This window comes from Vannielia litorea (assembly GCF_019801175.1).
Lineage (GTDB): Bacteria > Pseudomonadota > Alphaproteobacteria > Rhodobacterales > Rhodobacteraceae > Vannielia > Vannielia litorea_B.
Map to the genome: position 1 here is coordinate 2,408,088 of NZ_JAHVJR010000001.1, position 25,559 is coordinate 2,433,646.

The 25,559-nt window shown below is 66.3% G+C and carries 10 protein-coding genes; 7 read left to right on the forward strand and 3 right to left on the reverse strand.

Annotated elements, in window-relative coordinates; genetic code table 11:
* Positions 1–29 precede the first annotated feature (29 nt).
* The 3 genes from KUV38_RS11815 (at position 30) to KUV38_RS11825 (ending at position 4,136) form a co-directional block, all read left to right on the forward strand.
* Positions 30–917, forward strand: a complete 888-nt coding sequence (locus KUV38_RS11815; RefSeq protein ID WP_222470238.1) for a UTP--glucose-1-phosphate uridylyltransferase — start codon at positions 30–32, stop codon at positions 915–917.
* Positions 918–1,019: 102 nt separating this feature from the next.
* A complete protein-coding gene (locus KUV38_RS11820; protein ID WP_222470239.1) occupies positions 1,020–1,526 on the forward strand; it encodes a molybdopterin-dependent oxidoreductase in 507 nt (168 codons plus the stop codon).
* Between the two features lie 54 nt (positions 1,527–1,580).
* Positions 1,581–4,136 carry an ATP-binding protein gene (locus KUV38_RS11825; RefSeq protein ID WP_222470240.1) on the forward strand — a complete coding sequence of 852 codons (2,556 nt, stop codon included), beginning with the start codon at positions 1,581–1,583 and terminating at the stop codon, positions 4,134–4,136.
* 6 nt (positions 4,137–4,142) lie between these two features.
* Here KUV38_RS11825 and KUV38_RS11830 read toward each other — a convergent pair whose 3' ends face one another.
* Positions 4,143–5,342 carry a polysaccharide biosynthesis/export family protein gene (locus KUV38_RS11830; protein WP_222470241.1) on the reverse strand — a complete coding sequence of 400 codons (1,200 nt, stop codon included), beginning with the start codon at positions 5,340–5,342 and terminating at the stop codon, positions 4,143–4,145.
* Between the two features lie 201 nt (positions 5,343–5,543).
* Between KUV38_RS11830 and KUV38_RS11835 the strand changes: the two genes are divergently transcribed.
* The 4 genes from KUV38_RS11835 to KUV38_RS11850 are packed head-to-tail and all read left to right on the forward strand — an operon-like array spanning position 5,544 to position 9,702.
* Positions 5,544–6,782, forward strand: a complete 1,239-nt coding sequence (locus KUV38_RS11835; RefSeq protein ID WP_222470242.1) for an oligosaccharide flippase family protein — start codon at positions 5,544–5,546, stop codon at positions 6,780–6,782.
* 3 nt (positions 6,783–6,785) lie between these two features.
* Complete coding sequence (locus KUV38_RS11840; protein ID WP_222470243.1) at positions 6,786–7,706, forward strand: glycosyltransferase family 2 protein; 921 nt, start codon at positions 6,786–6,788, stop codon at positions 7,704–7,706.
* A 23-nt stretch (positions 7,707–7,729) separates the two neighbouring features.
* Positions 7,730–8,707, forward strand: coding sequence for a glycosyltransferase family 2 protein (locus tag KUV38_RS11845; RefSeq protein WP_222470244.1), 978 nt, complete (start codon positions 7,730–7,732; stop codon positions 8,705–8,707).
* The gene (locus tag KUV38_RS11850; RefSeq protein ID WP_222470245.1) at positions 8,704–9,702 is read left to right on the forward strand and encodes a glycosyltransferase; all 999 of its coding nucleotides are present in this window, start codon (positions 8,704–8,706) and stop codon (positions 9,700–9,702) included. Before KUV38_RS11845 ends, KUV38_RS11850 begins: the two co-directional genes overlap by 4 nt.
* A gap of 112 nt (positions 9,703–9,814) precedes the next feature.
* Here the strand turns inward: KUV38_RS11850 and KUV38_RS11855 are convergent, their stop codons facing one another.
* Together KUV38_RS11855 and KUV38_RS11860 are read right to left on the reverse strand one after the other, a co-directional pair.
* Positions 9,815–13,195, reverse strand: coding sequence for a porin (locus KUV38_RS11855; RefSeq protein ID WP_222470246.1), 3,381 nt, complete (start codon positions 13,193–13,195; stop codon positions 9,815–9,817).
* Complete coding sequence (locus KUV38_RS11860) at positions 13,195–25,158, reverse strand: DUF11 domain-containing protein (protein ID WP_222470247.1); 11,964 nt, start codon at positions 25,156–25,158, stop codon at positions 13,195–13,197. Before KUV38_RS11860 ends, KUV38_RS11855 begins: the two co-directional genes overlap by 1 nt.
* Positions 25,159–25,559 lie beyond the last annotated feature (401 nt).

Sequence of the window (25,559 nt, forward strand, 5' to 3'; positions counted from 1 at the left end):
CTCATCTGCTCACCGAAAGGACCCCTGCCATGACCCACGTTCGCAAAGCCGTCTTCCCCGTCGCCGGAATGGGCACCCGCTTCCTGCCCGCCACCAAGTCGATCCCCAAGGAGATGCTGCCGCTGGTCGACCGCCCGCTGATCCAATACGCGGTGGACGAGGCCCGCGAAGCCGGGATCGAGGAGTTCATCTTCGTCAGCGCCGCCGGCAAGGGCGCGCTGGAGGATTACTTCGACACCGCCGCCGCGCTGGAGCAACGTCTCGAGGCCGCCGGCAAGGCCGATGCCCTCGCCGCGCTGGAGCGCACCCGGATGCCCGAAGGCGCGCTCAGCTTTCTGCGCCAGCCCAACCCGCGCGGCCTTGGCCACGCTGTCCGTCTGGCCCGCAAGCTGGTGGGCGACGAACCCTTCGCTGTACTGCTCCCCGACGACGTGATCCGCGCCCGCCGCGGCGCGCTGGCACAGATGGTCGAGGCCCACGCCCGCACCCGCGGCCATATGGTCGCCACTATGGACGTGCCGCGCAGCAAGGTCTCAGCTTACGGCGTGCTCGATGTGGCGGGCCAGAATGGCCGGGTCTCCGTGGCCCGCGGCATGGTCGAGAAGCCCCGCGCCGACGTGGCCCCCTCCACCAGCGCCGTGATCGGCCGCTACATCCTCGAGCCCTCGATCTTCGAAAAGCTCGAAACCCTCGGCCCGGGCGCAGGCGGCGAGCTGCAGCTCACCGATGCCATCAACGCCGACCTGCCGCGCGCAGGTGTGTACGGCTACGCCTTCGAGGGCGAGCGGTTCGATTGCGGCTCGATCCAGGGCTTCGTCCAGGCCACCGCCGCCTTCGCGCTCGACCGTCCCGAGCTGGCAGGCGAGTTGCGCGGCTTTCTCGCCGAGCGCAGCGCGCAACTGCGGCAGGTCGCCTGAACCGGACCTATCCCAAAGGATAGGTCCCTATCCGCCTGACCATTTGGGCCTCCCGGCCCATCCATGAGATAGAGTGCCACAGGAAACCAAGGAGCAACCGACATGCTGCGCAAACTCATCCAGTCGCTGGCGATTGCCGCGCTCACCACCATGCCCCTCGCCGCGCAGGATCTGGCCGCGCCCGAAGGCGAGGTCATCCTCACCCTCTCCGGCGAGATCGGCACCACCAACGCCGGCGACACCGCCCAGTTCGACCTCGCCATGCTCGAGGCACTTGGCACCGAGACCATCGAAACCACCACCATCTGGACCGAGGGCACCAATACCTTCGAGGGCGTCTCGCTGAAGGTGCTGGCCGAGGCAGCGGGCATCGAAGGCGGCACCCTGCGGGCGACCGCCATCAACGATTACGCCGTCGAGATCCCGTTCGAGGACGCCGTAGAGGGTGGCCCGATCGTAGCTTACCGGATGAACGGCGCCGAAATGTCGGTGCGCGACAAGGGGCCGCTCTGGATCGTCTATCCCTATGACAGCAGCGCCGATTACCGGACCGAGGTGATCTACTCCCGCAGCATCTGGCAACTCGACCGCATCGTGGTCGTCGACTAAGCCTGAAGGGGCGCCGGGCCAGCACTGGCCCGCGCCCGCCCGAGAGGAGAGCCCATGGAAGGCCTGTTCAGCCGCTGGCGCCGCCCGCGCCTTCTTGCCACCGCCATCGCGGCGGGTTTTTGCGTTGCGGCCCTTGTCTATCTCTCGGTCCACGTCGCGCGGGACCTGAAGCTGCTCAACTCCGCCAGCTCCGACAACGTGCAATGGACCCTCTCGCAATCCGAGGTGGAGTTTCTGGAGTTCCAGATCCACCTCGCGGCCCTGCCGACGCCTCCGGGTGATGAGCTCAGGCAACTGCGGCGCGAGTACGATATCTTCTACAGCCGGATCACCACGCTGGAGCAAAGCTCGATCTATGCCGGGCTGCGCGATGAGCCGGAGTTCTCTCGCAACCTGCGGATCGTGAAAACCTTCCTCGACCGCACCGTGCCGCTGATCGATGCGCCCGATGCCGAACTGGCCGCCGCAGCGCCCGAGCTTCTGGCCCGCACCGCAGAGGTGCGCCCCAACGTGCGCGCCCTGGCCAACTCCGGCCTCAACTACTTTGCCGTCGAATCCGACCAGCGCCGCAACAACGTTGCCGTCACCCTCACCCAACTGGCCGTGGGCGTCTCCGTGCTGGTGCTGGCCCTCCTAGGCTTCGCTGCCTACCTCAACCACCTCAACCGCCAGAACGTGCGCCGCCGCTGCGAGGTTCTGGAGAGCGCAAGCCGGATGAACGTGGTAACCTCCACCGCGCTCGACGGGGTGATCGTGGTCGACAAGTCCGGCGCCGTGCTCGACTTCAACGCCGCCGCCGAGCAGATCTTCGGCTACAGCGCCGAAGAGGCCGTGGGGGCGAACCTTGGTGACCTAATCGTGCCCAAGCAATACCGCGCGGCCCATGACGCAGGCATGCAGCGCATGCGCGATGGCGGCGAGCAACGGGTAGTCGGCAAGGGCCGGATCAAGCTGGAAGCACGGCGCAAATCGGGAGAGGTCTTCCCGGTCGAGTTCGCCATCCAGTCCGCCAAGACCGCCGAGGGCACGATTTTCATCTCCTTCCTGCGCGACATCTCGCACAGGGTCCAATCCGAGAAGGAGCTGGTTGAGACCCGCGACAGGGCGCTGGCAGGCGAGAAGGCCAAAACCGACTTCCTCGCCACCATGAGCCACGAGATCCGCACGCCGCTGAACGGCCTTTTGGGCAACCTCGAACTTCTGCAGGACACCTCGCTCAACGCTCGGCAGGCCCGCTACATCAAGAACATGGACACCTCGGGCAAGCTGCTGATGAGCCACATCTCCGACGTGCTCGACATCACCAAGTATGACGCGGGCAAGCTCCAGCTTCGGCCCGTGGCGATGAACCTCTCCACCCTGTTGCAAGACATCGTCGACAACCAGAGTGGCGCGGCTCTGGCGCAGGACACCACGCTCGAGTGGGGCTGGTCCGGCCCGCAGCTCGACTGGATCAGGGCCGACCGTGACCGGCTTCAGCACGTGTTGATGAACGTGATCGGCAACGCGGTGAAGTTCACCCGCGGCGGGCGGGTCAGGGTGGAGGCCGAGCGTTTGGAAGGTGCAGCCGGGCCCGAGGTGCAGATCACCGTCAGCGACACCGGCATCGGCATGAGCCCGGACCTGCAGGCACATATCTTCGACGATTTCCTGACCGGCAACACCGCCTATGATCGCGAGGTCGGCGGCACCGGCCTCGGCCTCGGCATCGCCAAGCGCTTCATCACCGCTCTGGGTGGTGAGATCGAAGTCGAGAGCGAGGAAGGCGTGGGCAGTAGCTTCCTGATCCGCCTGCCGGTCGAACCCGTGGCCGCGCCAGACCCCGAGGTCGCGGCCCGCAAGCCGCGCAGCACGGCCGCGGCCAGCAAGGTGCTGCTGGTCGAGGACAACGAGATCAACAGCATGGTCGCGCGCGAAATGCTGGAGGCTGCAGGCCATACCGTGACCCACGCCCCGAACGGGCGCGAGGCGGTAGAGCGGGCCGGGGCCGAGCCTTTTGACCTGATCCTGATGGATATCTCCATGCCGGTGATGGATGGCCGCGAGGCCACCCGCGCCATCCGCGCGGGCCACGGCCCCTGCGCCCGGGTGCCGATCATCGCCCTCACCGCCAATGCGGTCGCCGAGGAGCAAGAGGCGTTTCTCTCCGACGGGATGGACGACATCGTAACAAAGCCGCTCTCCCGAGCCGCGCTCGACCGTGTGCTGGCCGATCACGCAGGCGCCGACACGCCCGAGCGCGCGCCCGAAAACCCTGCCGTCGCAGGCAGCTATCTCGACGAGCTGCGCGAGACGCTGGGGGTGGAGGCGCTGGCCGGCTTGCTCGACCGCTTCGGCACCGAGGTGGAGGCGCTGATTGCCTTCCTTGGCACCTCAGCCGAGGCGGATCTCACAGACACCGCCGCGCGGACCCACAAGATTGCCGGCAGTTCGGCCACTCTTGGCGCCGTTGCTTTGCGGGCTGCTCTGGTAGGTATCGAGGATGCCGCAAAAGCCGGAGAGGTCGCCGCCATGCAGGAGGGCATCGCCGCCCTGCCGCAGGTCTGGGCGCAAACCCGCGCCGCCTTGGTGGCCGAGCGCCGCAAAGCCCCCCGCCCTGCGACGCAGTAGACAGGCTCAGGGCCGGAGCAGCCCCAGCACACGCCCGATCTCGCCCACGTTTGTCACCGTGCTGTCATAGCAGGCGATGGAGTCGCCCGGCAGCAGGAAGGGGTCGTAGTCATCCCGGTCGGCGCGGCGCAGCAGGTTCTCGATATCCCGCTCGATCACAACGGAGACCTTGGTGATCGGGTTGCGCGAGAACAGCACCGACGAGCGGTTGGCGCTGGTCGCCCGCGCCCCGCCCACGCAGTTGGTGTTCACCACCGCCTGAAGGTAGCGCGTGCCATAGGGCACCTCGCGGGTTTCCCGCCCGATCGCCGAAGGCGCGTTGCCGGTGGCGGGCTGGGTGAGGTTCGACAGGAAGAGCGAAATCCCTGGCGGGCTGATCGGGCTGGGGCGCATCAGGTCTTCCTGGAAGCAGCCCCGGCTCGGCACGTTCACCTCGTCGCCGGTGAGCAGCATGATATCCACCGCGTTCTGCCCCTCGAACACGCCGCGCATGTCCAGCGTGTAAAGCGTGCCGCCCCGGCGCACCTCGACGGCCGAAATATCGGCATCGGGCCGCACGCCCCCTGCCGCACGCAGCGCGGCAGAGAGGTTGCGCCCCTCGGTCGAAGCACCAAGCGCCTGCTGGCGGCGGCTGTCGACCTGGTCACCCGGCACGCCTCCGATCTCCACCGCGCGGGGCTCGAAGACGGCTCCAGAGACCCCCAGGGTGACAGAGGCAAAATCGGCCACCCGCACCGAGATGCGCGGCGTTTCGGCAAAGAAATCTCCGGCGAGGAGCTGGCGGGCAATGTCGGCCTCGACCTGCGAGGTCAGCCGCCCCTGCGCCGGGATCGGCGCAAGAAAGGGCAGCTTGAGCGTGCCGTCGCGCGAGACGACGTAGTCGCCGTTGAAGGTCTCGTCATCGCCGACGCGGATATCCACCAGATCGTTCCGGGTGAGCCGCTCGCCGCGCAGCGCTGCAGCCGCCGTTGCGCCACTCGCCTTGCCGCCCGCACCACCACGCGGGGCGCGGCACTTCTGGGCGTTGATCGTGGCCGACCGCAAGAACTGCGCTTCATCCCGGCTCACATCGGGCTGGCGGTACTGCGCCTGATAGGCATCGCCCTGCGCGACCGGTTCGAGGTTGTCGGGCGTGTCGAGTGCGGCGCACCCGCTCATTGCCAGCGCGGCAACCAGCGCCGTGGAAGACTTGAATACCTGCACCATCACTGCTTTCGCCTTGTCGCCTGCGGTTGAGTGATTGTTACGTCCTTCCCCCGCCCCGGTCGAGGGAGCGTCGGGCGCGGGCACCCTATCCGTTGGGATATGATGCACAACTGTTGCGCCCTTCGCCTCTCCTTGGGCGCGCAAGACGGCAGCAAACCGCTGGCCTAAACCTTGGTTACCAACCGCCAAGGGACCAGACAGATGCTTACCACTCACGGAACATCTCGTATCGTGCAGAACCTCCTCGCCTACGGGGCGTCCGAGGTCGCTGCCAAGGTCTCGCGGCTGTTGGTGGTCGTCGCCGTCGCCCGAACGCTTGATCTCGAGCAGATCGGTGTGGCGGCGGCGGCTCTCGCGGCGGCGGACATCCTGAAGTCCCTCACCGAGAACGGCGTCGGCCAGCGCATCATCGCCGCCCGAGACGACGAGTTGGAGGCCACCTGCTCAACCGCCCACCGCATCTTCTGGGCCTGGTGCCTCGGGCTCTTCTTGCTGCAATCGGCGGTGGGCTTCGCGCTCTACGCTGCGGGCGGCGGCCTCACCCTCCTGCTTCTGATCCTCCTGCTGGCGGGCGAATACCTCTTCATGCCGGGCGGGCTGGTGCAGACGGCGCTGGCCATGCGTGCTGGCAAGCTGCGGCAGACGGCAGCCATCTCGGGCGGCCAGATCGTGGCGGCCAACTTCATGTCGGCGGCACTGGCACTGGCCTGGCCCTCGGCACTGGCGCTGATCCTCCCGCGCCTGCTCACCGCACCCTTCTGGCTCGTCGCCATGCGCCGCCTCCACCCGTGGTCGCCCAACCCGTCCGCCCCCCGGGCTCCGCTCGCGCCCTTCGCTCGTTTCGGCGCGGCGGTGCTCGGGGTGGAGCTGGTCAAGGCGCTCAGGATGCAGGCCGACAAGCTGATCGTCGGCACGCTGATGGGCGCCGAGGCACTGGGCCTCTACTTTATGGCCTTCAACGCGGGCCTCAGCCTCGCCACCTCTTTCTCCACCGCCTTCTCCACCGTGCTCTTCCCGCACCTCTGCACCAGCACCGACCGGGCGCAGGCGCTGCGGCAGGCGATGGTGCTGGGCCTCGGCCTCATCACCCCCGCCGTGCTGGCGCAGGCGCTGCTGGCCCCGGTCTACGTGCCGCTGCTGCTGGGCGCGGGCTGGGAGGAGCTGCCTCAGATCGTGTCGATCCTCTGCCTCGTCGCCATCCCCACCACCCTCTGGGCCGCCGCCGCCGGCTGGATGCGCGCTCAGGGCCGCGCTGGCGCCGAGTTCCGCGTGACCGCGCTGATGACCGCCGCGCTCATGCTCAACACCGCCGCCCTCGCCCCGTTCGGCCTGCTGCCCGTCGCCACCGGCTACGCGCTCACCGCCACCGTGGTGATGGTGCTGGCCTCGCTTCCCGCCCTCCATGCGGCCTTCGCCCGCCCCAACTTTGCAAAGGTCTGACCCATGCCCGCCATCTCCATCGTCATCCCCTGCTACAATGCCGAGGCAACCATCCTCGCTACGCTCGAAAGCCTGCTGCGCCAGAGCTTCATCGATTGGGAGGCCATCTGCATCGACGACGGCTCCGCCGATGGCACCATGACCCTCGTGCACTCCGCCGCATGGCAGGATCCGCGCATCCGGCTCGTGGCCAACCTTGGCAAGGGCCCCAGCGTGGCCCGCAACGCCGGCGTGTTTCGCCACGCCACCGCGCCGCTCGTTGCCTTCTGCGACGCCGATGATCTCTGGCACCCCCAGAAGCTGGCGCAGGTCGTGGCGGCTTTTGAAGACGAGACCCTTGAGGCCGTCTACGGCCAGATCGAATTCTTCCGCCATGTGCCGGGCGACAGCCGCGTGCGCTCCACCGTGCCCGAAGGGCCGCTCACCATCCCGATGCTGCTGGGCGAAAATCCGGTCTGCACAATGTCCAACCTCTCGGTCCGGCGCGAGACCTTCGCTGCCACAGGCGGCTTCGATAGCGCAATGGTCCACAACGAAGACCTCGAATGGCTGATCCGGCTGGTGGGTGACGGCGCCCGTGTCATCGGCCTGCCCGCGCTCCACACCTACTACCGCACCAGCACCGGCGGCCTCTCCACAAACCTCGTTGCCATGGCCGCAGGCCGCGCCACCGCGCTCGAAACCGCCGCCCGCTACGGCTTTGAACCGGATGAAGAGAGCCACGCCGTCCACGCCCGCTACCTCGCCCGCCGCGCCCTGCGGCTCGGGGGCGACCCGCGCGAAGCCCTGCGCCACGCCCTTGCCGGCCTCCGCCACAGCCCCGCGGGCTTCTTCTCGCCCGCGCGCCGCGGCGCGCTCACCCTCGCCGGGGCCGCACTCGCGCCCGTCCTGCCGCGCCTCCTGCGCCGCGCCCTCTTCTCTTGATCGCCCGCCAGAAAGGCCCTCCCATGACCCTTGCCACAATCATCGTCCCCGCCTTTAACGTCGAAGCCACTCTCGCTGAGACCCTGACCGCGCTGCTCGTCCAGACCCATCCCGACTTCGAGATCATCGTCGTCGATGACGGCTCGACCGACCGCACCCCGTTGATCGCCCGCCGCTTCACCCGCGATGCCCGTGTGCGCATTGTCCGCCAAGCCAACCGCGGCCTCGCCGGGGCCCGCAACTCCGGCATCCACGCCGCAAAGGGCGAGATCATCGGCTTCTGCGACGCCGACGATCTTTGGCACCCCGAAAAGCTGGCCCGCCACGCCGCCCATCTCGCGGCCAGCCCGGAGGTCGGCATCAGCTACTCCGGCTCCGCGCTCATCGACGAGGCCTCGCGCTCGCTCCGCACCGCCCAGCGCCCGCGCCTCGAAGGCGTCGACGCCAGCACGATCTTCAAGCGCAACCCCATCGGCAACGGCTCCGCACCGGTGATCCGCCGCGCCGTCTTCGACGAGATCGGCTACAGCCCCCGGCAGGAACCCTCCCGGACATGGTATTTCGACGAAACCTTCCGCCAGTCGGAAGATATCGAATGCTGGCTCCGCATCGCCCTCTCCACCTCCTGGCGCTTCGAGGGCATCGAGGGGCTGCTCACCCGCTATCGCGTCAACTCCGGCGGCCTCTCCGCCAACACCGAGCGCCAGCTTGCCGCTTGGGAGCGGATGGTCGACAAGCTCGCCCCCCTCAACCCTGCCTTCTTCGAGGTCAACACCCGCGCCGCCCGCGCCTACCAGCTGCGCTATCTCGCCCGCCGGGCCATCTCCGACCGGGACGGCGCGCGCGCCCACAGGCTGATCCGCGCCGCGCTCTCCAACTCGCGGCTGCCGCTGTTCGAAGAGCCGGGCAAGACCCTCACCACCCTCGCGGCGGCCCTCGTGTTTCGCCTGACCGGCTCCGGCCGAAAGCCCGCCACGCTCAGCGCCGAGCTCGCCCGATGAGCCGCCCCCGCATCCTCCACCTCGTCGATGACGCTACCGCCGGCGGCGTCATGCGCGTGCTCGACTACCTCGTCACCTCGCCCGAACTGGCGGAACAGGCCGATCACAGGCTCCGCCACGTCCCACGTGGAAGCCTGCGCCTTGGCCGTCTCGAGGCAGATATGATCGTCTCCCACCTCGCGGTGAGCTGGCGCACCCTGCCCATGCTGACCCTGCTCCGGCTGCTGCCCCCCCGCGCCCGGCTCATCCATGTAGAGCACAGCTACACCGAAGGTTTCGTGGCCGAATGCGTCAACCGCAAGGGCCGCTTCGCCCTCCTCCTCCGCACCGCCTACCGCCTGTTCGACCGGGTCGTCGCCGTGAGCAAGGCGCAAGGCGCATGGCTCACCCGCAGCGGCGCCGTCGCCTCCGCCCGCCTCTCCGTCATCCCGTCCTGTGTCGATCTCTCCGCCTTTCGCGATCTTCCCGCCCGCACCGGTCCCATCCGCACATTCGGCGCCATCGGGCGGCTCGACCGGCAGAAGGGGTTCGACACTCTGATCACCGCATTTCGTTCGGTCAGCCGCGCCGACCTCTCCCTGCACATCTACGGCGAAGGCCCGGAGGAAGCCCGGCTGCGTGCCCTCGCTGGCGATGATGCGCGCATCGTTTTCAAAGGCCTGGCGACCGACCCGCGCGAGGCCTTCGCCGCCGTCGATGCCGTCGCAATGCCCTCCCGCTGGGAGGCATACGGCCTCGTCGCTATCGAAGCCCGCGCCGCAAACCGCGCCCTCTTGTTGCAGGCGGTTGACGGCCTGACCGACCATACACCCCTCGGCGTTCACACCGCACAGGATTGCACCACCGCCGCATGGGCCGAGTTGATCACATCAGTCGCATCAAACGAGGCGCCCGCTGCCCAGCCCGCACCGGGCCCTGTGCAACAACTGGAAACACGCTTTCTGGACGCATGGAAAGCTCTCGTCACCGACGCCCGGATCGGGGTGTCTGCCTGAGGTTACCTGCGTCGAGACGCATCAGTGACGCCATGGAGGTGGTCTCATTACCACCCAAAGCGGCTGCGAATTTTCCGTCCTGGTCGCCGCAAACGACCTGCCCAATCTGCCCCTAAAAACTCGCCACGAGGTTCAGGAAGGCCCCGCTCTCATCGTACTCGATGTCCGTCAGGTCGCTGGAAACGGAGCCAAAGTTGTAGCCCACCCCGAGCTTCACGTTTGGCCCGATCTGCCGGTAAACAGCCCCGAGCCCGCCGAACTCCGTGGTCCCGGTCTGCTCGAAGTGCATGGCCCGGACCTCAAACAGCGCGTCCCAGTTGTGGACGAAGTGATAGCGCAGGTTCGCGACCGCGAGAGTTGCGTTGTTCTGCTCCCACTCGCTGTCGGCATCGGCCGCCGTCTCGCTGAAGCGCGCACCCACCTTCACCCCGAGGGTCCACTCGGTATTCAGGTCATAGGAAGCCTCGGCAGAGAGCACGTGGGTCCGCTGTAGCGCACCCGGCTCGTCATCGTTGTCGAGCTGCTCGCCATAGGTGTCGAGCAGGTAGCGGTAGCGGAAGAGAATGTTCAGCTTCTCGTTGTCGACTGGGCGGAAGGCATAGCCAAGCTGCAGGTCCACGAGGTCGCCGCTCTCCACGATCACCCCTTCGCCCTCGGTGGTCGAGGCGTCGAGGCTGAACACGAGCCGCCGCGTGTCGTCGATCTCATGCCGCGCGTCGGCCACGAAGAGCAGGGTCTCGCTGTCGCGTAGCGAGCCGGAGATAGAGCCGTCTTCCTTGCGATACTCCAGCCGCGCCGAGGCGGTGGTGCGCTCGTTCTGATAGGCCACACCAAGGCTCAGGGCATGGCGCTCAAAGTCGCCGTTTACCGTGTCGCGGATCTGGCCGTATTCGAACGTGCCCGAGTAGGTCAGGTAATCGGTGTGCTTGTACTGCGCGCCGTAGCTCGAGGTCAGCGCCCGGTGTTTGCCGAACATGTCGTAGGTGTTCTCGCCAAAGGCGGTCAGCCCGTCGCCCAGCTCACGGGTGCCACCAAAGACGAATTGCCCGTTGTCGGTGCCATCAAGATCCACCCCGGTCAGCTCACGATCCGGGTCCAGCTCGTAGCCGAAATAGGTGGTCTCGTACTCGCCCTTCTCGTGGCGGAAGAGCAGCCGCCCACCGCGCCCGAGGTCGCCGTCAGAGATCTCGCCTTCCAGCGTCCAGTTCCGGCCCAGCTCGAACGTGCCGCCCACGCCGTAGCGGTCATTGCGGGAAAGGTCGCCCGAGCGCGAAAGGGTTTTCTGAACGTAGCCATAAACCTCGGTCTCCGGGCCTGTGGCATAGGTCAGGCGCACCGCCGCATCGGTGCGGTTGCCATCGTCGCTGCTGTCACGCCGGTCAAGATGCTCGAGGCCCACGCCAAGGGTCACGCGCTGGCTCAGCGCATATTCCAGCTCAACCCCGCCCTCCTTGTCATGCTCGCCCGCGTCGTTCTCGTAGCTGTCGTAGTAGAACGCCAGATCGAGCCGGTCGCTGGCCTTCATGTCGAGGCTCACGCCCCACAGCTCTTCATCGCTCGTAGTATCGTAATCGAGGGTCGAAAAGCCCGCAGTCCGCCGCTCGAAGTAGGCCGCAAAGAACCCCTCGGCGCTGAGGCCGAGATCCTGCAGGTCCACCCGCGTGTCGAGCCGGAAGGCCTCGCCTTCACCGCCCGCGCCGTCTGAAGTGTCAAAGACCAGCCCGCCATCGGTAGAGAGGTTCGAGCTGAAGCCCGGCCCCTCGCTCATCGCGTAGTCGAGCGAAACGAAGGTGTTCTCGCTGTGCCGCCAGAGCAGGTCCACCCCTGCCGCGCGCTGGTCGCCATCGTCGGTGTCTTCACTCATCACCGTCACGCCAACGCGCACCTTGTCGCTCACCCAGCCTTCGACGCGCCCGCCATAGGCAAAGGTGTCCACATCTGTGGAGGTGGGCGAATACTCGTAGTTCACCACGAGGTTCACATCGTTGGAGCCGCCGGGATCAGTGATGACCAGCCCATTGCCGCTGCCGTAAGACGAAAGCGGCGCAGCCAGCGTCACAACGCCCTGGATGTAGTTGATCTGGTAGTCCTGCCCGGCGATCAGGCGACGAGTCTCCAGCACCCGCCCGGTGGAGGCATCGCGGATCTGGATGGTCACCGTCTCGGTGCCGATCCCGATATCCTGCCGCCGCAAGAAGTAGACCGAGCCGCCGGTTCCGCGCAGCACGTCCCGCTGGGCAATCCGTTCGGGCTGGGCCGCGTACACATCGACGGTCGCGCGCGGTTCCCCGTGGCTGGTGGCCGCCGGGGTCTCGTAATGGCCGTAAAAACCGTAGAGCGTGCGCTCGTTGCGCAGATAGCCACCGTTCACATCGGCCTGAAAGTCGCCCCAGGTCAGGTAGCTGTTATCGCGTTCGACCCGGAGGTAAAACTTACCGGAAGTCGGCGTGTCATCCACCAGCGTGCTGTCGTCACCATAGGTCGGGTACAGGTCATCCGGGTCCACCCGCAACAGCACCGAGCGCGGGTCGCGCTCGTCGAGGTCGCGGAAGATATCGCCGATATCGCCCTCGCCGGTGTCGAGTTGCAGCGTCAGCTCGGTACCGCTGGCGTAGCGCCTGTTCAGATAGCCCGCAAAACGCCCGATGGTGTAGGTCTCGCGCTCTTCGCCGGAGACCTCGTTGAAGCCCCATGTCACGTCGCCGGTCGCCACGTAGAACTGCTCGGATCGCGGCACGGTGATATCGCGCACGATATCCACGTTCTGCCCGCCGCCCTGCACCGCCACCTGCACCGGGTAGCGGCCCGGCGGCAGGATGCGCTGCACCACGAAAGTGCCGGAGGCATCGGGGCGGATGGTCTCAGCCAGCGTCAGCACCCGCGCGCCCGGCGCCACGCTGCTGCCCGAGACGGTCACCGCCCCGCCATAAACCCGAAAGCCCTGCCGCGCGGTGGCGTCGGTGCCCTCTTCCACGCCATCCTCCCGCGCCCGGCTGTCCGCCGTGTGCAGGGCCAGCGGCGCGGTCTCGTTGAAGCGGCCCTTGGCGTCATAGACCCGCAGCACCGCATAGGCCTCTTCGCCCGGCACGGTCACGCTAGCCGCGCCGTTCACCGCCACCGCCTGACGGCTCGCAAGCCGGGGCGCGCCGCGCGTTGTGGCGTCGTAAACGAGGATCTCGGCGCGCTGCACGAAGGCCGGGTAGTTCAGCGCCGTCTGCAACTGCACTACCGGGCCCAGCGTATCGCCCACGATCTCGAGGTCGAGCCGCGGCGTGACGGTGAACCCGTCATACTGGATGCGCAGATCGGCCTCGGCCAGTTGGGCATCAGGCCGCGGAACCGTCCGCTGGATCACCGGATCGCCCGCCACCGTCGCCCCGTCGATGGAGATCGCAAAGCCCGAGCCGTCCTGCGCGTGCAGCGGCAGGGCCACGAGCGCGGTGGCGCCAAGGAGAAGGCTGCGAAGACCGAACTTGCTCACTGTTCCAAACATCACTGAACCCTCGCAATCGTCGTTTCGATCTGGAGCTTGTAGCTGCCGCGCCAGCGCTTGCGGATCAGCGCCTCCACCGCCCTCAGGCGGGCGCGGGCCAGATCGGGGCTTTCGCCCGCCCGGTAGTAGGTGACCCGCAGGACCGTTGGGGTCTTGCCGATCTGCTTCACCAGCCCGTCCACGCCCTGCGCCAGCGCCGCCGAGGGCCGGTTGGTGCCGCGCTCGAAGGCCTTGGCCGTCAGGTCCACCTCAACCAGCTTGCCCAGCTTCGCACCGAAGTTCAGCTCGGTCATGATCCCCGCCGTCAGCCGCATCACCCGCGGGTTCTCGGTGGTCACCCGGTAGCCGGTCGGCAGCGAGCGCTCATCGAGCTTGAGCGTGAAGTTGGAGCCGATTTTGGCCGGCAGCAGCGCACAGGGCACGTGGTAACGGCCGAACTCGTCGGTGGTGATAATATCGCCGCGCACCGTGACAAGGCGCACGCCCGGAATGCCCGGCTCACCCTTCTGTTGTTGCTCGACAACCTCGGGCGCGATCTGGAACTTGCCCTTGGCGTAAAACTCCTGATTGCTCACCGCCGCAGACCGGCCCGGAGGCGGATCCTGATAGCCGTTGCCGTTGCGATCATCAAAGACCTTGCCGATCACGTCGCCGCAATCGAACACCGGCTCCGGCGCCACATCAATCGTGGCCTCCGCGGTGTTGGAAACCTGCACGCCCCGGTCATCCAAGGCGAAGGCGAGGTTGGTGAACTCCCCTGCCCCTTCGAGCAGCAGCGCCGAAAGGCGCAGGGTCACGGTTTCACCGGGGGCGAGGTCGATATCGTCCCAGCGCAGGGTGCGGCCACTGACCACCGGCGCAGGCGTCTCTGCCCCGTTGAAGGTGGCGCTGCCGGTCACGTAGCGCATGCCGCCGGGCAGCTGGTCCACCAGCGTCAGCCCGCTCTCGCCGGTCGTGTTGTTGTTGGTGAAGGTCACCTCGTAGCGCACGATCGAGCCCGCGCGGAACGGCCCGGCCGAGAGCACCGATTTTTCGGCCAGCAGGTCCGGCTCCTCTTCCAGCCCCGGGATGCCCGCCGCCGCCGTCACCGGCACCGTCAGACGATCGGTCGTGACCTCTGCCACGTTATCCTGAGCCGGGCTGCCATCCGCAATGTCAAACTCGACTGTAAAGGTCACCGTCCCGGTCTGGCCGGGCAGCAGCACCGCTCCGGGGGCCAGCGTGGCTGTTTCGCCCGAACCGTCGAACCCGGTGTTGGGGCTGGCCGCCTCGAAGCCGGACACGGCGGGCACCGTCACGCTCGAAAGTTCGGCAGGCACGACCCATGCAGCAAGATCGTCCGAAACCTGCACGTTCTCCTGTGTCACGTTGCCCGCGTTCTCGACCGTGATGGTGAAGGTCACGCGGAACAGGCTGCCCGCCACCCGCTCAGGCGTGGAGGCCGTCTTTTCAACGTTCAGCGTGTTGTCGGGCGCCACGATCACCTGCGTCGGATCGTTCAGCGCATTGCCATCGCCATCATCGCCATCGTCCGACACATCCGATACTGGCAGGCCGCCGGGGTTGGTGCCCGTCGCGGTGGCCGTGTTCTCGATACCGCCTGCGTCCACATCCTCCTGCGTGAGCGTATATGCCACCTGCCAGCTCGTGCTCTCATCCGGCCCGATATCGCCACCCGCATCCAGCGCGGGGCTGATGCTATCCGGTGTGAGCACGGTGCCGTCGAGGTTGGTCAGCGTGTCTTCCAGCGTCACGCCCGAGAGGGTCACGTTGCCGGTGTTGGTCGCCACAATTTCAAAGGTCACGCTGTCGCCCGCCGCCGTTGGCGCACCGGCGATGACCGTCTTCACCGTCTCGATGCCCGGCGCGGCCTGGATCACCAGCTCAGTCGGGTCTAAGGCCGGGTTTCCATCGCCCGGATCATCGTCGCGCGAGACATCGCTCACAGGGTCGCCCTGCGGCCCCTCGGCATCAACCGTCGCGAGGTTCGAGATACCGCCTGCGTCCACATCTTCCTGCGTCAGCGTGTAGCTCACCTCCCACTGCCAGCTTTGGCCGGGTTCGATGGTCTGGGCGGTGGCATTCGGCCCCACCCGTACCGGCGCCGAAACCCCGGCGCTGATGTCGGTGCCGTCACGCCGTGTCAGCACGTCACTCGTCACGGCATTGAGGATGCTCACGTTGCCCCGGTTGAAGGCTTCGATAAGGAAGATCACCTCGTCGCCGGCCACGGCCCCCGCCTGCGAGATGGATTTGACCACGTCCAGCACCGGCTCGGCGATGATCTCCACCAGCGTCGGGTTTGCGTCGCCGTTGCCGTCCACCCCGTCATCCGAAACACCGGTGACCGGCGTGCCGTTCGGGTCGGTCGCCGTGACCGTGGCGGTGTTGGAGACTCCGCCCGCGTTCACATCGGTCTGGGTGATCTCGTAGGTCGCCGTGTAGACCCAGATCTTGCCCACATCGAGCAGATCGTCGGTGTCGGCATCGCCAAAGGCATAGACGAACGGCGTGGTCAGGAAGGTCGGTCGACCGGTCGCGATCCGCTCCATCTCGTCACTGATGCCCGATATATCGAGCGTCACGTTGCCAGTGTTCTCCACCGCCAGTTCGTAAGTCACGACCGAGCCCACCGTGGTGGCGGGCACGATGGCCGTCTTGATCACGTCAATCGCCGGGGCCGCATTGGGGCCTGGCGTGGTGATCTCGTCCTCGGCTTCCGAGGTCTGTCCCGTAGTCGTGGTGCCCGTGGCCGAGGCGCTGTTGGTGATCTCGCCTGCATCCACGTCATCCTGCGTGACGGTGTAGGGCATGGTGCAGCTCGAGCTGTTGGTCTCGCCCACCGCGATGCTGGCCACGGTGCAGCTGAAGCCCGGCACCAGCGGGTCTGTCACCGTAACGTCTTCCAACGTGAAGGGGCCGTTGTTGGTGAGCGCGAAGCCGTAGGTGATGGAGCTGCCGACGCCGCCGAAGGGGTCGGGCGTGGCGGACTTCACCAGCACCAGCTCGCTCGGCACTGCGGGCGCAGTGGAAACAACCGGATCGCTGGTGTCCTCCACCCCGCCGCCCTGCGGTGTGATCGCCTCAACCGAGGCCACGTTTTCCACCTGCCCCGCGTCCATCTCTTCTTGGGTGATGGTCAGCGTGCCGGTGCAGCTCTCTGCCGCGCCGGGTGCGAGGCTTGCAAAGCTGCAGTCCAGATCGGCCAGCAGCGGGTCGGTCACTTCGATGCTGCTGAGGGTCTGGTTGCCGGTGTTGGTGACCGTGAAGGTATAGGTCAGCACGTCACCCGGCTGGGTGTAGCTGGCGCTGTCGACCTCCTTCAGGATCTCGATCTGCGGATCGGTCGCCGCCTCGGTCAGCTCCGTTTCGGGCGGGCTGGTCACGATGGTCGGGATCGAGCCGTATTCGGTTTGCGCATAGGCCGAGTTCAACACTTCACCCGCGTCGAGATCCTCCTGCGTCACCTCGTAAACCGCCGAACACTCGGCCACTTCACCCGCGATCAGGTCGGGGTTGGTGGCCGGGTCGGGGATGAAACAGGCAATCGGATCGGGGAAGTGGTCGTCATACACATCCACCGGTCTGGCAAAGGCCACGGTGCCGGTGTTGGTCACGGTGAAGTTGTAGGTGATCAGGTCGCCCACCTCGGCAAACTGGTCGCCCGCACGCGGGGCGCCGCCCGCATCGGTGACGGAGCCGAGGTCTTTCACGATGGTCAGCGCCGGTGTGCCGTCGAGCGGAATGGTCTCCGACACCTGCGGCGAGTCCGTGCCGCCGCTGCTCGCGGTGGCAAGGTTGGTGGTGCTGGCCAGTTCCACATCTTCCGAGGTGATCGTGTAGGTGCCGTTGCATTCCAGCGTCGCGCCGGGGGCAAGCCCGCCTGCGGGCAGCGCCGGACAGGTCACATCGGGGATCAGGTTGTCAGAGATGGCGACCGGCTCGGTCAGCGTCACATTGCCGGTGTTCTCAACCGTGTAGGTGTAACTCACCTCGCGCCCGGTAACGAACTCCTCCGAAGGCAGCTCCTCGGCCACCTTGTCGACCGTCACGGCAGGCAATTGCTGGGCCGGAACCGTTTCGTCATCGGTCACCGGATCGGCATCGCCCGCGCTGGCGGTGGCGCTGTTGAGCACCTCGCCCGCGTCGATGTCGTCCTGCGTGACGGTATAGCTGCCGGTGCAGACAACCACGGCGCCCGGTGCATAGGGCGGCACCGGGCAGGAGATCGTGCCACCCGCATCGGTAATGAGCGGGTCGTCGATCACGATCTGGTCGGTCAGGGTGATGTTGCCGGTGTTCTCGACGGTGAACTCGTAGTCCAACACGTCGCCCACGGCATCAAAGGTCGGCCCGCCCGCGGCGAGCGCCTTGCTCATGTCGATGGCGGGGGCCGGAGCGATCTCGTTCACTGCAGGCGTGTCTGTCGGGTCGTCCACCCCTGCCCCGCCCGGCGAGGTCGCCGAGCCGGTGGCCACATTCTGCACGCCGCCCGCGTCAATGTCGTCCTGCGTCAGCACGTAGGTCGCGGTGTAGCTCGCCACCTCGCCCACCTGAAGTGTGCCCGGGCCGGAGCCCAGCGTGGCACCTGCAAAGGTCGGACCGGAGGCCAGCGTCAGCGGGGTGCTGTCGAGCCGAGTAAGGCCATCATCCGTCACCGCAACATCGGTGAGGGTCACGTTCCCGGTGTTCTCCACGGTGATGGTAAAGGTCACCACCTCGCCGACCTCTTCCGCCGGGATCGTCACCTCTTTCAGCGTTTCCACCGCTGGCGTTTCGGGGATGGCAAAGGGCGTGGGGCTGCTGCCGTTGCCGGCGCCGTTGTCGGACACGTCGCTCACCGGGTCGCCATCCGGCGCGGTGCCGGTGGCGGTGGCCGAGTTCACCAGCCCGCCCGCGTCGATATCCTCCTGGGTCAGCACATGGCTGACCTCGTAGGTCCAGATCTCGCCGGGAGACAGCTCTGCGCCGTCACCCGCTGCAAGCACCGGCGTGGGCGCAGGGGTGATGTCGGTCGCATCCTGCCGCCGCAGCCTGTCGTCCAGTGTCAGGCCTGTCAGGGTCACGTTGCCGGTATTCTCCACCGTGATCTCGAAGGTGACGGTACTGCCAAGCGTGGTGCCGGGCGTGCCCTGCACCTGCTTGATCACCTCCAGCTCCGGTACGTCCGGCGCAACGGTGACCACCTCGTCATCACTGGCGGTGGGCGTGCTACCATCGGGGCTGTCGGCGGTGAGGCTGACGGTGTTGGTCAGGTCATTGCCCGCGTCGATATCGGCCTGCGTCACCTCGTAGGTCGATGTCAGGGTCACCGGCACACCCGGCTCCAGCGTGGCGATCACGCCACCGCTTTCGATGGTGAGCGCGGCGGTGCCGCTGGCGCTGGTGTGGGCATCGGTCAGGGTCACGTCCGTCAGGCGGACGTTGCCGGTGTTGGTGACCGTGTAGTTGTAGGTCACCACTTGCCCCACGACCACCTCGGTCGCGTCATCGGCCACCTTCTCGATGGTCACCGCAGGGGTCTGCACCGCAGGCACCGTCTCGGTCGCGCCCGCATTGCCGGGGTTGGCCGGGTCAAACGGCGCCTGTGGCGAGGAGACCGAAGCCACGTTGGTGATATCACCTGCGTCGAGGTCATCCTGCGTGACTGTATCGGTCCCGGTGCACTCGATGAACTCGCCCGGCAGCAGGCCATCCACAGGCATAGGCTCACAGGTGACCGTCGCGATCCGGTCATCGGTGACGGTCGGCGCATCGGTCAGCGTCACGTTGCCGGTGTTCGCAACCGTGTAGGTATAAGTAATCACCTCACCCACGGCGCTGAAGCTGGCGAGATCGGCCACCTTGTTCAGTGCAAACTCCGGCTCCTGCTCGGGGCCGTCGCCGGTGAGCGTGTCTTCCCCGGTCACCGGGTCGCTGTCCGGCGTGGCGGGCTGGGCCTCGGCGCTGGCGGTGTTGTCGATGAAACCGCGGTCGATGTCGGCCTGCACCACCGTGTAGGTGAACTCGCAGGTCGCATCCTCCTCACCGGGCGCCAGCGGGCCAACAGTGCAGGTGCCGGGCACGAGGCTGTCGGTCACGTCGATGGTGTCGAGGGTGATGTTGCCGGTGTTCTGCACCGTGATGAGGTAAACAACCTCCTGCCCCACGGCAGAGAAGGCAGCATCCGGTTCGGTGTCGCGCAGGTCCTTGATCACCGTCACCTCGGGGTCAAAGGCCTCCAGCGGGTGCGTGGTGGTGGCGCTGTCCGTCACCGGGGTGCCTTCCGGGTTGGTGGCGGCGACATCAGCGGTGTTTTCCAGCTCCTGCGCGTCGATATCCTCCTGCGTCACCGTGTAGGTGCCCTCGCAGACAAGCGATTGCCCCACCTCCAGCGTCACCGGCGCCGCGGCAGGCGCAGCATTGACCGTGCAGGTCAGCGCCGGAATCCGGGCATCGGTGATCTCGACGCCCGAAAGCGTCTGGTTGCCGGTGTTCTCGGTGGTGATCTGATAGGTCAGCTCATCTCCCGCAGCCGCCGGGTTCGGGCCTGCGATCACGGCCTTTGCGGTGGTCAGGGCGGGCAGCTGCTCGCCGGTGACGGTCACGCTGTCGGCAGGTGAAAGCACCTGTGTCTGGTTGCCCGGCGGGCCATAGGTGGCCTCTGCCACGGCGGAGTTGGTCACTTCGCCCGCGTCCAGGTCTTCCTGAGTGATGAAGTAGGTTGCCGTGCAGGTGGTGGTCTCGTCCGGGTCCAGCACGCCAAGATCGGTGGCCGCGCAGCTGATGGTGGCGGCAAACTTGTCATCCTCCACCGTGATCGGCTCGGGAATGGCCGGGCGAATGAGGCCGTTGCCCTCCGAAGAGTTGGTGACAGTGTAGGTGTACTCGATCGGGTCGTTCAGCGCCGAGAAGGTCGTCTGAAGCGCGGTCTTTTCGATGGTCAGCGCCGGGTCCACATCCTCCGGGGTCGTCACCGAAGAGGGGTTGGAGGTGGTGCCATCGCTGCTGGCGGTGGCGGTGTTGGTAACCGAGCCAAGCTCCACATCATTGACCGTCACCGTGTAGGTGCCGGTATAAACCAGCACTTCGCCCGGCAGCAGGCCGCCCGCCGGGAAGGTCGCCGGAGTCGTGAGGCTGATGTCGGCGGGATTGGTGATCACGTTGTCCGACACCACCGGCTCGGTGGTGATGGTCGTGTTCCCGGTGTTCTCGACCCGGTACTCGTAGGTAATCACCTCGTTGACGGTGAAGGTGTTGTTCGTGATCGAAACGAAGGTCTTCTCCATCAGCAGTTCGGGCTGCTGCACGGCCAGCGCAGTCACGCTGTCACTGCCCGCAGGCACCGGCACGCCGCCGAAGGTGGCCACCGGGCTGGCGGTGTTGGTGATCTGGCCCGCGTCGATGGCAGGCTGATCCGCCGTCCAAGTGTGGGTGCAGGTCACGCTGGCACCGGGCGCAAGCGGCCCGGCGGCACATGCGAGGCCCGTTCCGATCTGGTCGTCATCCACGGTGATCGGGCCGGGGATGGTGACGTTGCCGCTGTTGGTGACGATGAAGTCGTAGCTCACCTCGTCGCCCACGTCGCGGAAGGTGCTGGGCGTACTCGGCGTGATCCGCTTGTCGATCGAAAGCTCGGGGCCCTGATCGGCAAGCACGGTCGCGCTTTCCTGCGCCGACGTCACCGAAACGCTGCCACCGGGCGTGACCGACTGGGTCACATTGGCGGTGGCAAGGTTGGTCACCTGCCCCGCATCCAGATCCGCCTGTGTCACCGCATAGGAGGCAGTACAGGTCAGCGTGTTGCCGGGCGCGCTCACGGTCACACCCGAAGCAGGGGTGACCGGGCAGCTTACGGTCGTCTTGTCATCGGCCACGCTGAACGGGCCGGTGAGGGTCACGTTGCCCTCGTTGGTGATCACGTAGTCATAGGTGATCAGGTCGCCCACATCGGTAAAGTTCGCACCCGAGGTCGGCGTCTTCACCATCGAGATCGCGGGGGCCTGCGAGGGGCCGGAGAGGGTCACGCTGTCAGTCGCCGTCAGCGTGCCATCGGTCACCGTCACGGTGTTGATCAGCGAGCCACGGTCAATGTCGCCCTGGGTGATCGTGTAGGTCACCGCCAGCGGGTCGCCGTTCAGGCACTGACTCACACTGGTGCCCGGCGCGATGTCGGGCAACACGCAGCCCGGCTCGCCGGGAACGAGGCTGTCTTCGATGGTCAGGCCCGAAAGGGTCACGTTGCCATCATTGAACACTTCGAAGGTGAAAACCTCAGTCGCAGGCAGGTTGCCGTAGCTTCCGTTGCCGTCATCCTCGGTCTTCACCACGCTGAAGGCCGGGGCGGCATCTTCGAGGTCCACCACCTCGTCATCACTGGCAACGGGGTCGGTCACACCAGCCGGTGCGGTCGCCGAGCCGTTGACGGTGTTGGTCAGGTCATTGCCGGCGTCGATATCGTCCTGCGTGACGGTGTAACTCGTGGTCAACGTCACACTGTCGCCCGGCTCCAGCAGGGCGACGACGTTGGAGGGCACAAAGGCCAGCCCAGTGGTGCCCGAGGCGCTGGTGTGCGTGTCAGTCAGCGTCACATCTTCGAGCGTGACATTGCCGGTGTTGGTGACCACGTGGCTGTAGGTCACCACCGTGCCCTCGGCCACCTCGGTGTCATCGCTGGCGGATTTCTCGATGGTGAAGGCCGCGTTGCGTGCGGGGCCAGTGATGGTGGAGGTGCTGGGCACCGGCGCTTCGCCCGGAATGGTCGCAGTGGCGGTGTTCTCCACCGAGCCCCGGTCGATGTCGGCCTGCGTGATCGTGTAGGTGGTCGAGCAGGTGGTATCGTCGGTCGCGGTCACGGCAAGGGTGGCGATGGTGCAGCTGTAGCCCAGCAGCGTGTCGTCCACGACGATGTCGCTTAGGGTCACGGTGCCCGTGTTGGTCACGGCAAAGCTGTAGGTCACCACATCGCCCACAGCCGCGAAGGGGTCGAGGTTGGCTGTCTTGTCCAGCGAAAGGGCGCGCACCTGCGCCGCCGGGTCGGCGATGACCGTCTCGCTCGCCGTGGCGCTCAAGCTCTCGCCCGTGGGGGCAAGGCCGGTGGCGCTGGCGGTGTTGTCGATCTGGCCGCTGTCGAGATCGGCCTGCGTCACCACGTAGTCGCCCTGGCAGGAGACCACGCCATTGGGCGGAATATCGGTAAAGCTGCACACAAGGCCCGGAATCTTCGGGTCGGTCACGCTCGCCGAAGAGATCGTCTGCGCCGTCTCGTTGGTGATCTCGAAGGTGTAAGTCACCGTGCTGCCGACCGCACCAAAGCTGGCAGGGCCGGTCTTGGTGAGGCTCATCTCGGGGGTGATATCGGCCTCAACCGTGGCGGTGGAGCTGGGCGAGGTCAGGCGGCCTGCTGGCGTGTCGATGCTGGCGGTCGCTGTGTTCACCACCTCGCCCGCATCCACCTCGGCCTGTGTGATCGGGCTGTAGGTGCCGGTACAGGTGATCGACTCACCGGGCGCAAGCTGCACAGGCACGGCCGGGCAGGTGATCGACGGGATCTTCGGATCGTCGATCGAGAAGTTCTGCAGCGCGAGCACGAAGAGCGTTTCGCCTGTGTTCGTCACCTCGAAGTCGTAGGTGATGCTGTCGGTCGTCTCGTCGAAGGTGGCGCCAGGCTGCGGCGTTTTCACCAGCGTGATGCCGGGCGTGCCATCCTGCGGCACGGTCGCCGTGTCGGAGTTGGAGGTCGTCGTGCCATCGCTCGCCGTGGCGGTGTTGGTCACCGAGCCGGCGGTAAAGTCGGCCGGCGTGACGGTATAGATCGCCTGACAGGTCCGCGACGCGCCGGGCGCAAGCGGGGCGCTGCCGCAGTCGATCGGGCCGGGGAACTTGTCATCCGTCACCTCGATCGGGTCGGTGAAGGTCACGTTGCCGGAGTTGGTGATCTCGTAGGTATAGGTCACCGACAGGCCCGGAGCGTAATCCGCCGGGTCCACCGCCTCGGCGGTCTTGGCGAGGGTGATCTCAGGCTGTTGATCGGCGTTGATGGTCAGGCTCGTCTCGTCGCTCTCCACCGGCGCGCCCTGCGCGGTCGCGGCCTCGGCGGAGGCAGTGTTGGTCACCTCGCCCGCGTCGATATCTTCCTGCGTCACAAGGTATGGCGCATCCGAGGTACAGGTGATCGACCCGCCGGGCGGGATGCTTGCGTCGGCACAGCTCACGCTCACCTTGTCGTCGGTGATGGTGGGTGTCAGCAGGGTAACATTGCCGGTGTTGCTCAGCACGTATTCGTAGTTCAGCCCCTCATCGACCGCGTCGAAGGTGGTCGCGTCGCCCGCAGGCTGGCGCTTCAGAATCTCTAGGCCGGTGGTCACCACGGCAGGCACGGTCACATCGGCTTGCCCCGTCTCGGTCACGCCGCCCACGGTGATGCTGGCCTCGGCGATGTTCTCCACCTCCTCGGCATCGAGGTCTTCCTGCTGGATCCGGTAATCTGCCGTGCAGGTGATCGACGCCCCCGGCGCCACCGGGCCGGCCGGGCAGGTCACCGCATCGCTCACCAGTTCGTCGGCGATCGTCGGCGCAGCGGGCCACGTGACGTTGCCGGTGTTGGTGATCGCAATCTCGAACTGGATCAGGTCATCGACCGCATCGAAATTCGCCTGCAGCGCCGATTTGGCGATGGTCAGCGTCGGCGTCGCCGCAGGGCCGTTGAGCGAAACGATATCGACCGGGCTGGTGACGATGGCACCATTCGGGTCTCGCCCCTCGGCCTCGGCCTCGTTGGTCAGCTGGGTGCCGCTGTTGATGAAGGCGTCGATATCGGCCTGTGTCACCGTGTATTGCGCGGTGCAGCTCTGCGTATTGTTCGGTGCCTGCGGCACGAGGCTGGCGATGGTGCAGATCGTGCCGGGGATCCGGTCATCGGTCACCGCGATGTTGCTGACCGTGGCATCGCCATCGTTGGTCACCACATAGGTGTAGGTGATGACCTCCCCCACCGTTGAAAAGCTGCCAACGCTGGCCGACTTCTCGATATCGAGCGAGGGAGCGAGCGTTGCAGGGCCGGTGGCCGTCCACGTATCGGTCACCGCACCGAGCGAGCCGTATTCAGGGTCACCCTGCGCCCGCGCGATGTTCACCACCTCCTGCGCATCATAGTCCTGCTGCGTGACCACATAGGTGCCAGTGCATGTGGCCACCTCTTCTTGCCCGCCGCCGGTGGTCTGGTTGATCGTGGTGGTGTCACAGGTGACATTCGGGATCTTGTCGTCGGTCACCGTGAGGTTGTTGATGTTCACCGACCCGATATTGGTCACTTCGTAGGTATAGGTGATCACCTCGCCCACGGCGGTGAACTCGGTCTTGTCCGCCGTCTTCTCGAACTCGTAGCCCGGCGCGATGGTCCGTAGCCCCTCGTCGCCAAGGCTGTTGCCGCGGGTGAAGTCCCAATAGTTGTCGTTGGGGTCACGGTCGAACACCTGCGTGCTGGTCTGGCCGCTGGTGAGGATGTTGTTCAGCAGGGTCTGGTTGGTCGAGCTGAACCAGCCGGTGTTGAAGGTGTTGTTGCCGAAGCCGGTGGCAAAGCCAAAGCTCGTGGTGCCCGCATTGTTGGTGATCTCGGTCGTCAGCCCCGACCAGCTGCCCACGTTGGTGCCGTTCAGGATGAGACTGATGTCATTCTGGTCAAAGCCGCCGGGCTGGGTGTCGCCGTCATAGGCCGAAAAGCGGATGTAGACCTGCGCAATCGACCCACCGAAGTAATTGGTGCAGGAGCGAATGCCGCAATCGAGCGGAATCGGGTTGTTGATGGTGAACGGATTGCCCCTGAAGGCCGCTGGCTGGCCGTTGTTCTGGAACCCCACAAAGGCCCCGTCCGGGTCGGAGAACTGGTAATAGATGTTGCCGTTCACGCCAACCATGACAATGGCGACACCGCCCGCCTCGGGGTAAACTGACGGCAACGGAATGCCGGCACCCGGCACTGTCATCGTGAAAGTCGTGGCAAGCGCGCCCGAAACCGACCCCAGAACCACACCAGCTGCCACGCAGGCAGACTTCAACCAACCGAACGAGACCGGCAAGATACCCTCCCAGATTGCACACCCTATCCAGCAGACCAGACACTACCTGTCTCCGCCCCCCGAAAACAGGGCCGTCACCATCACAATTATCGCGCTCAAGTAGTGTGATAAAGTAACCACAGCGGAGTTGCGGACTTCCGCTCATTCCGAGCATTTTGCAACGCACACAGAGGTTTCCGCTGGGTAATCTGCTACTCTTCGACTTCGATCAGCCGGGCGTCTCCACGGTCTGTGACGCCGGAAGTTGGGAAGGCGGCACCCCGCGCGAGTGCCCAGTGCAGACTGAGGTCAGCGGTCCGGAACACTCG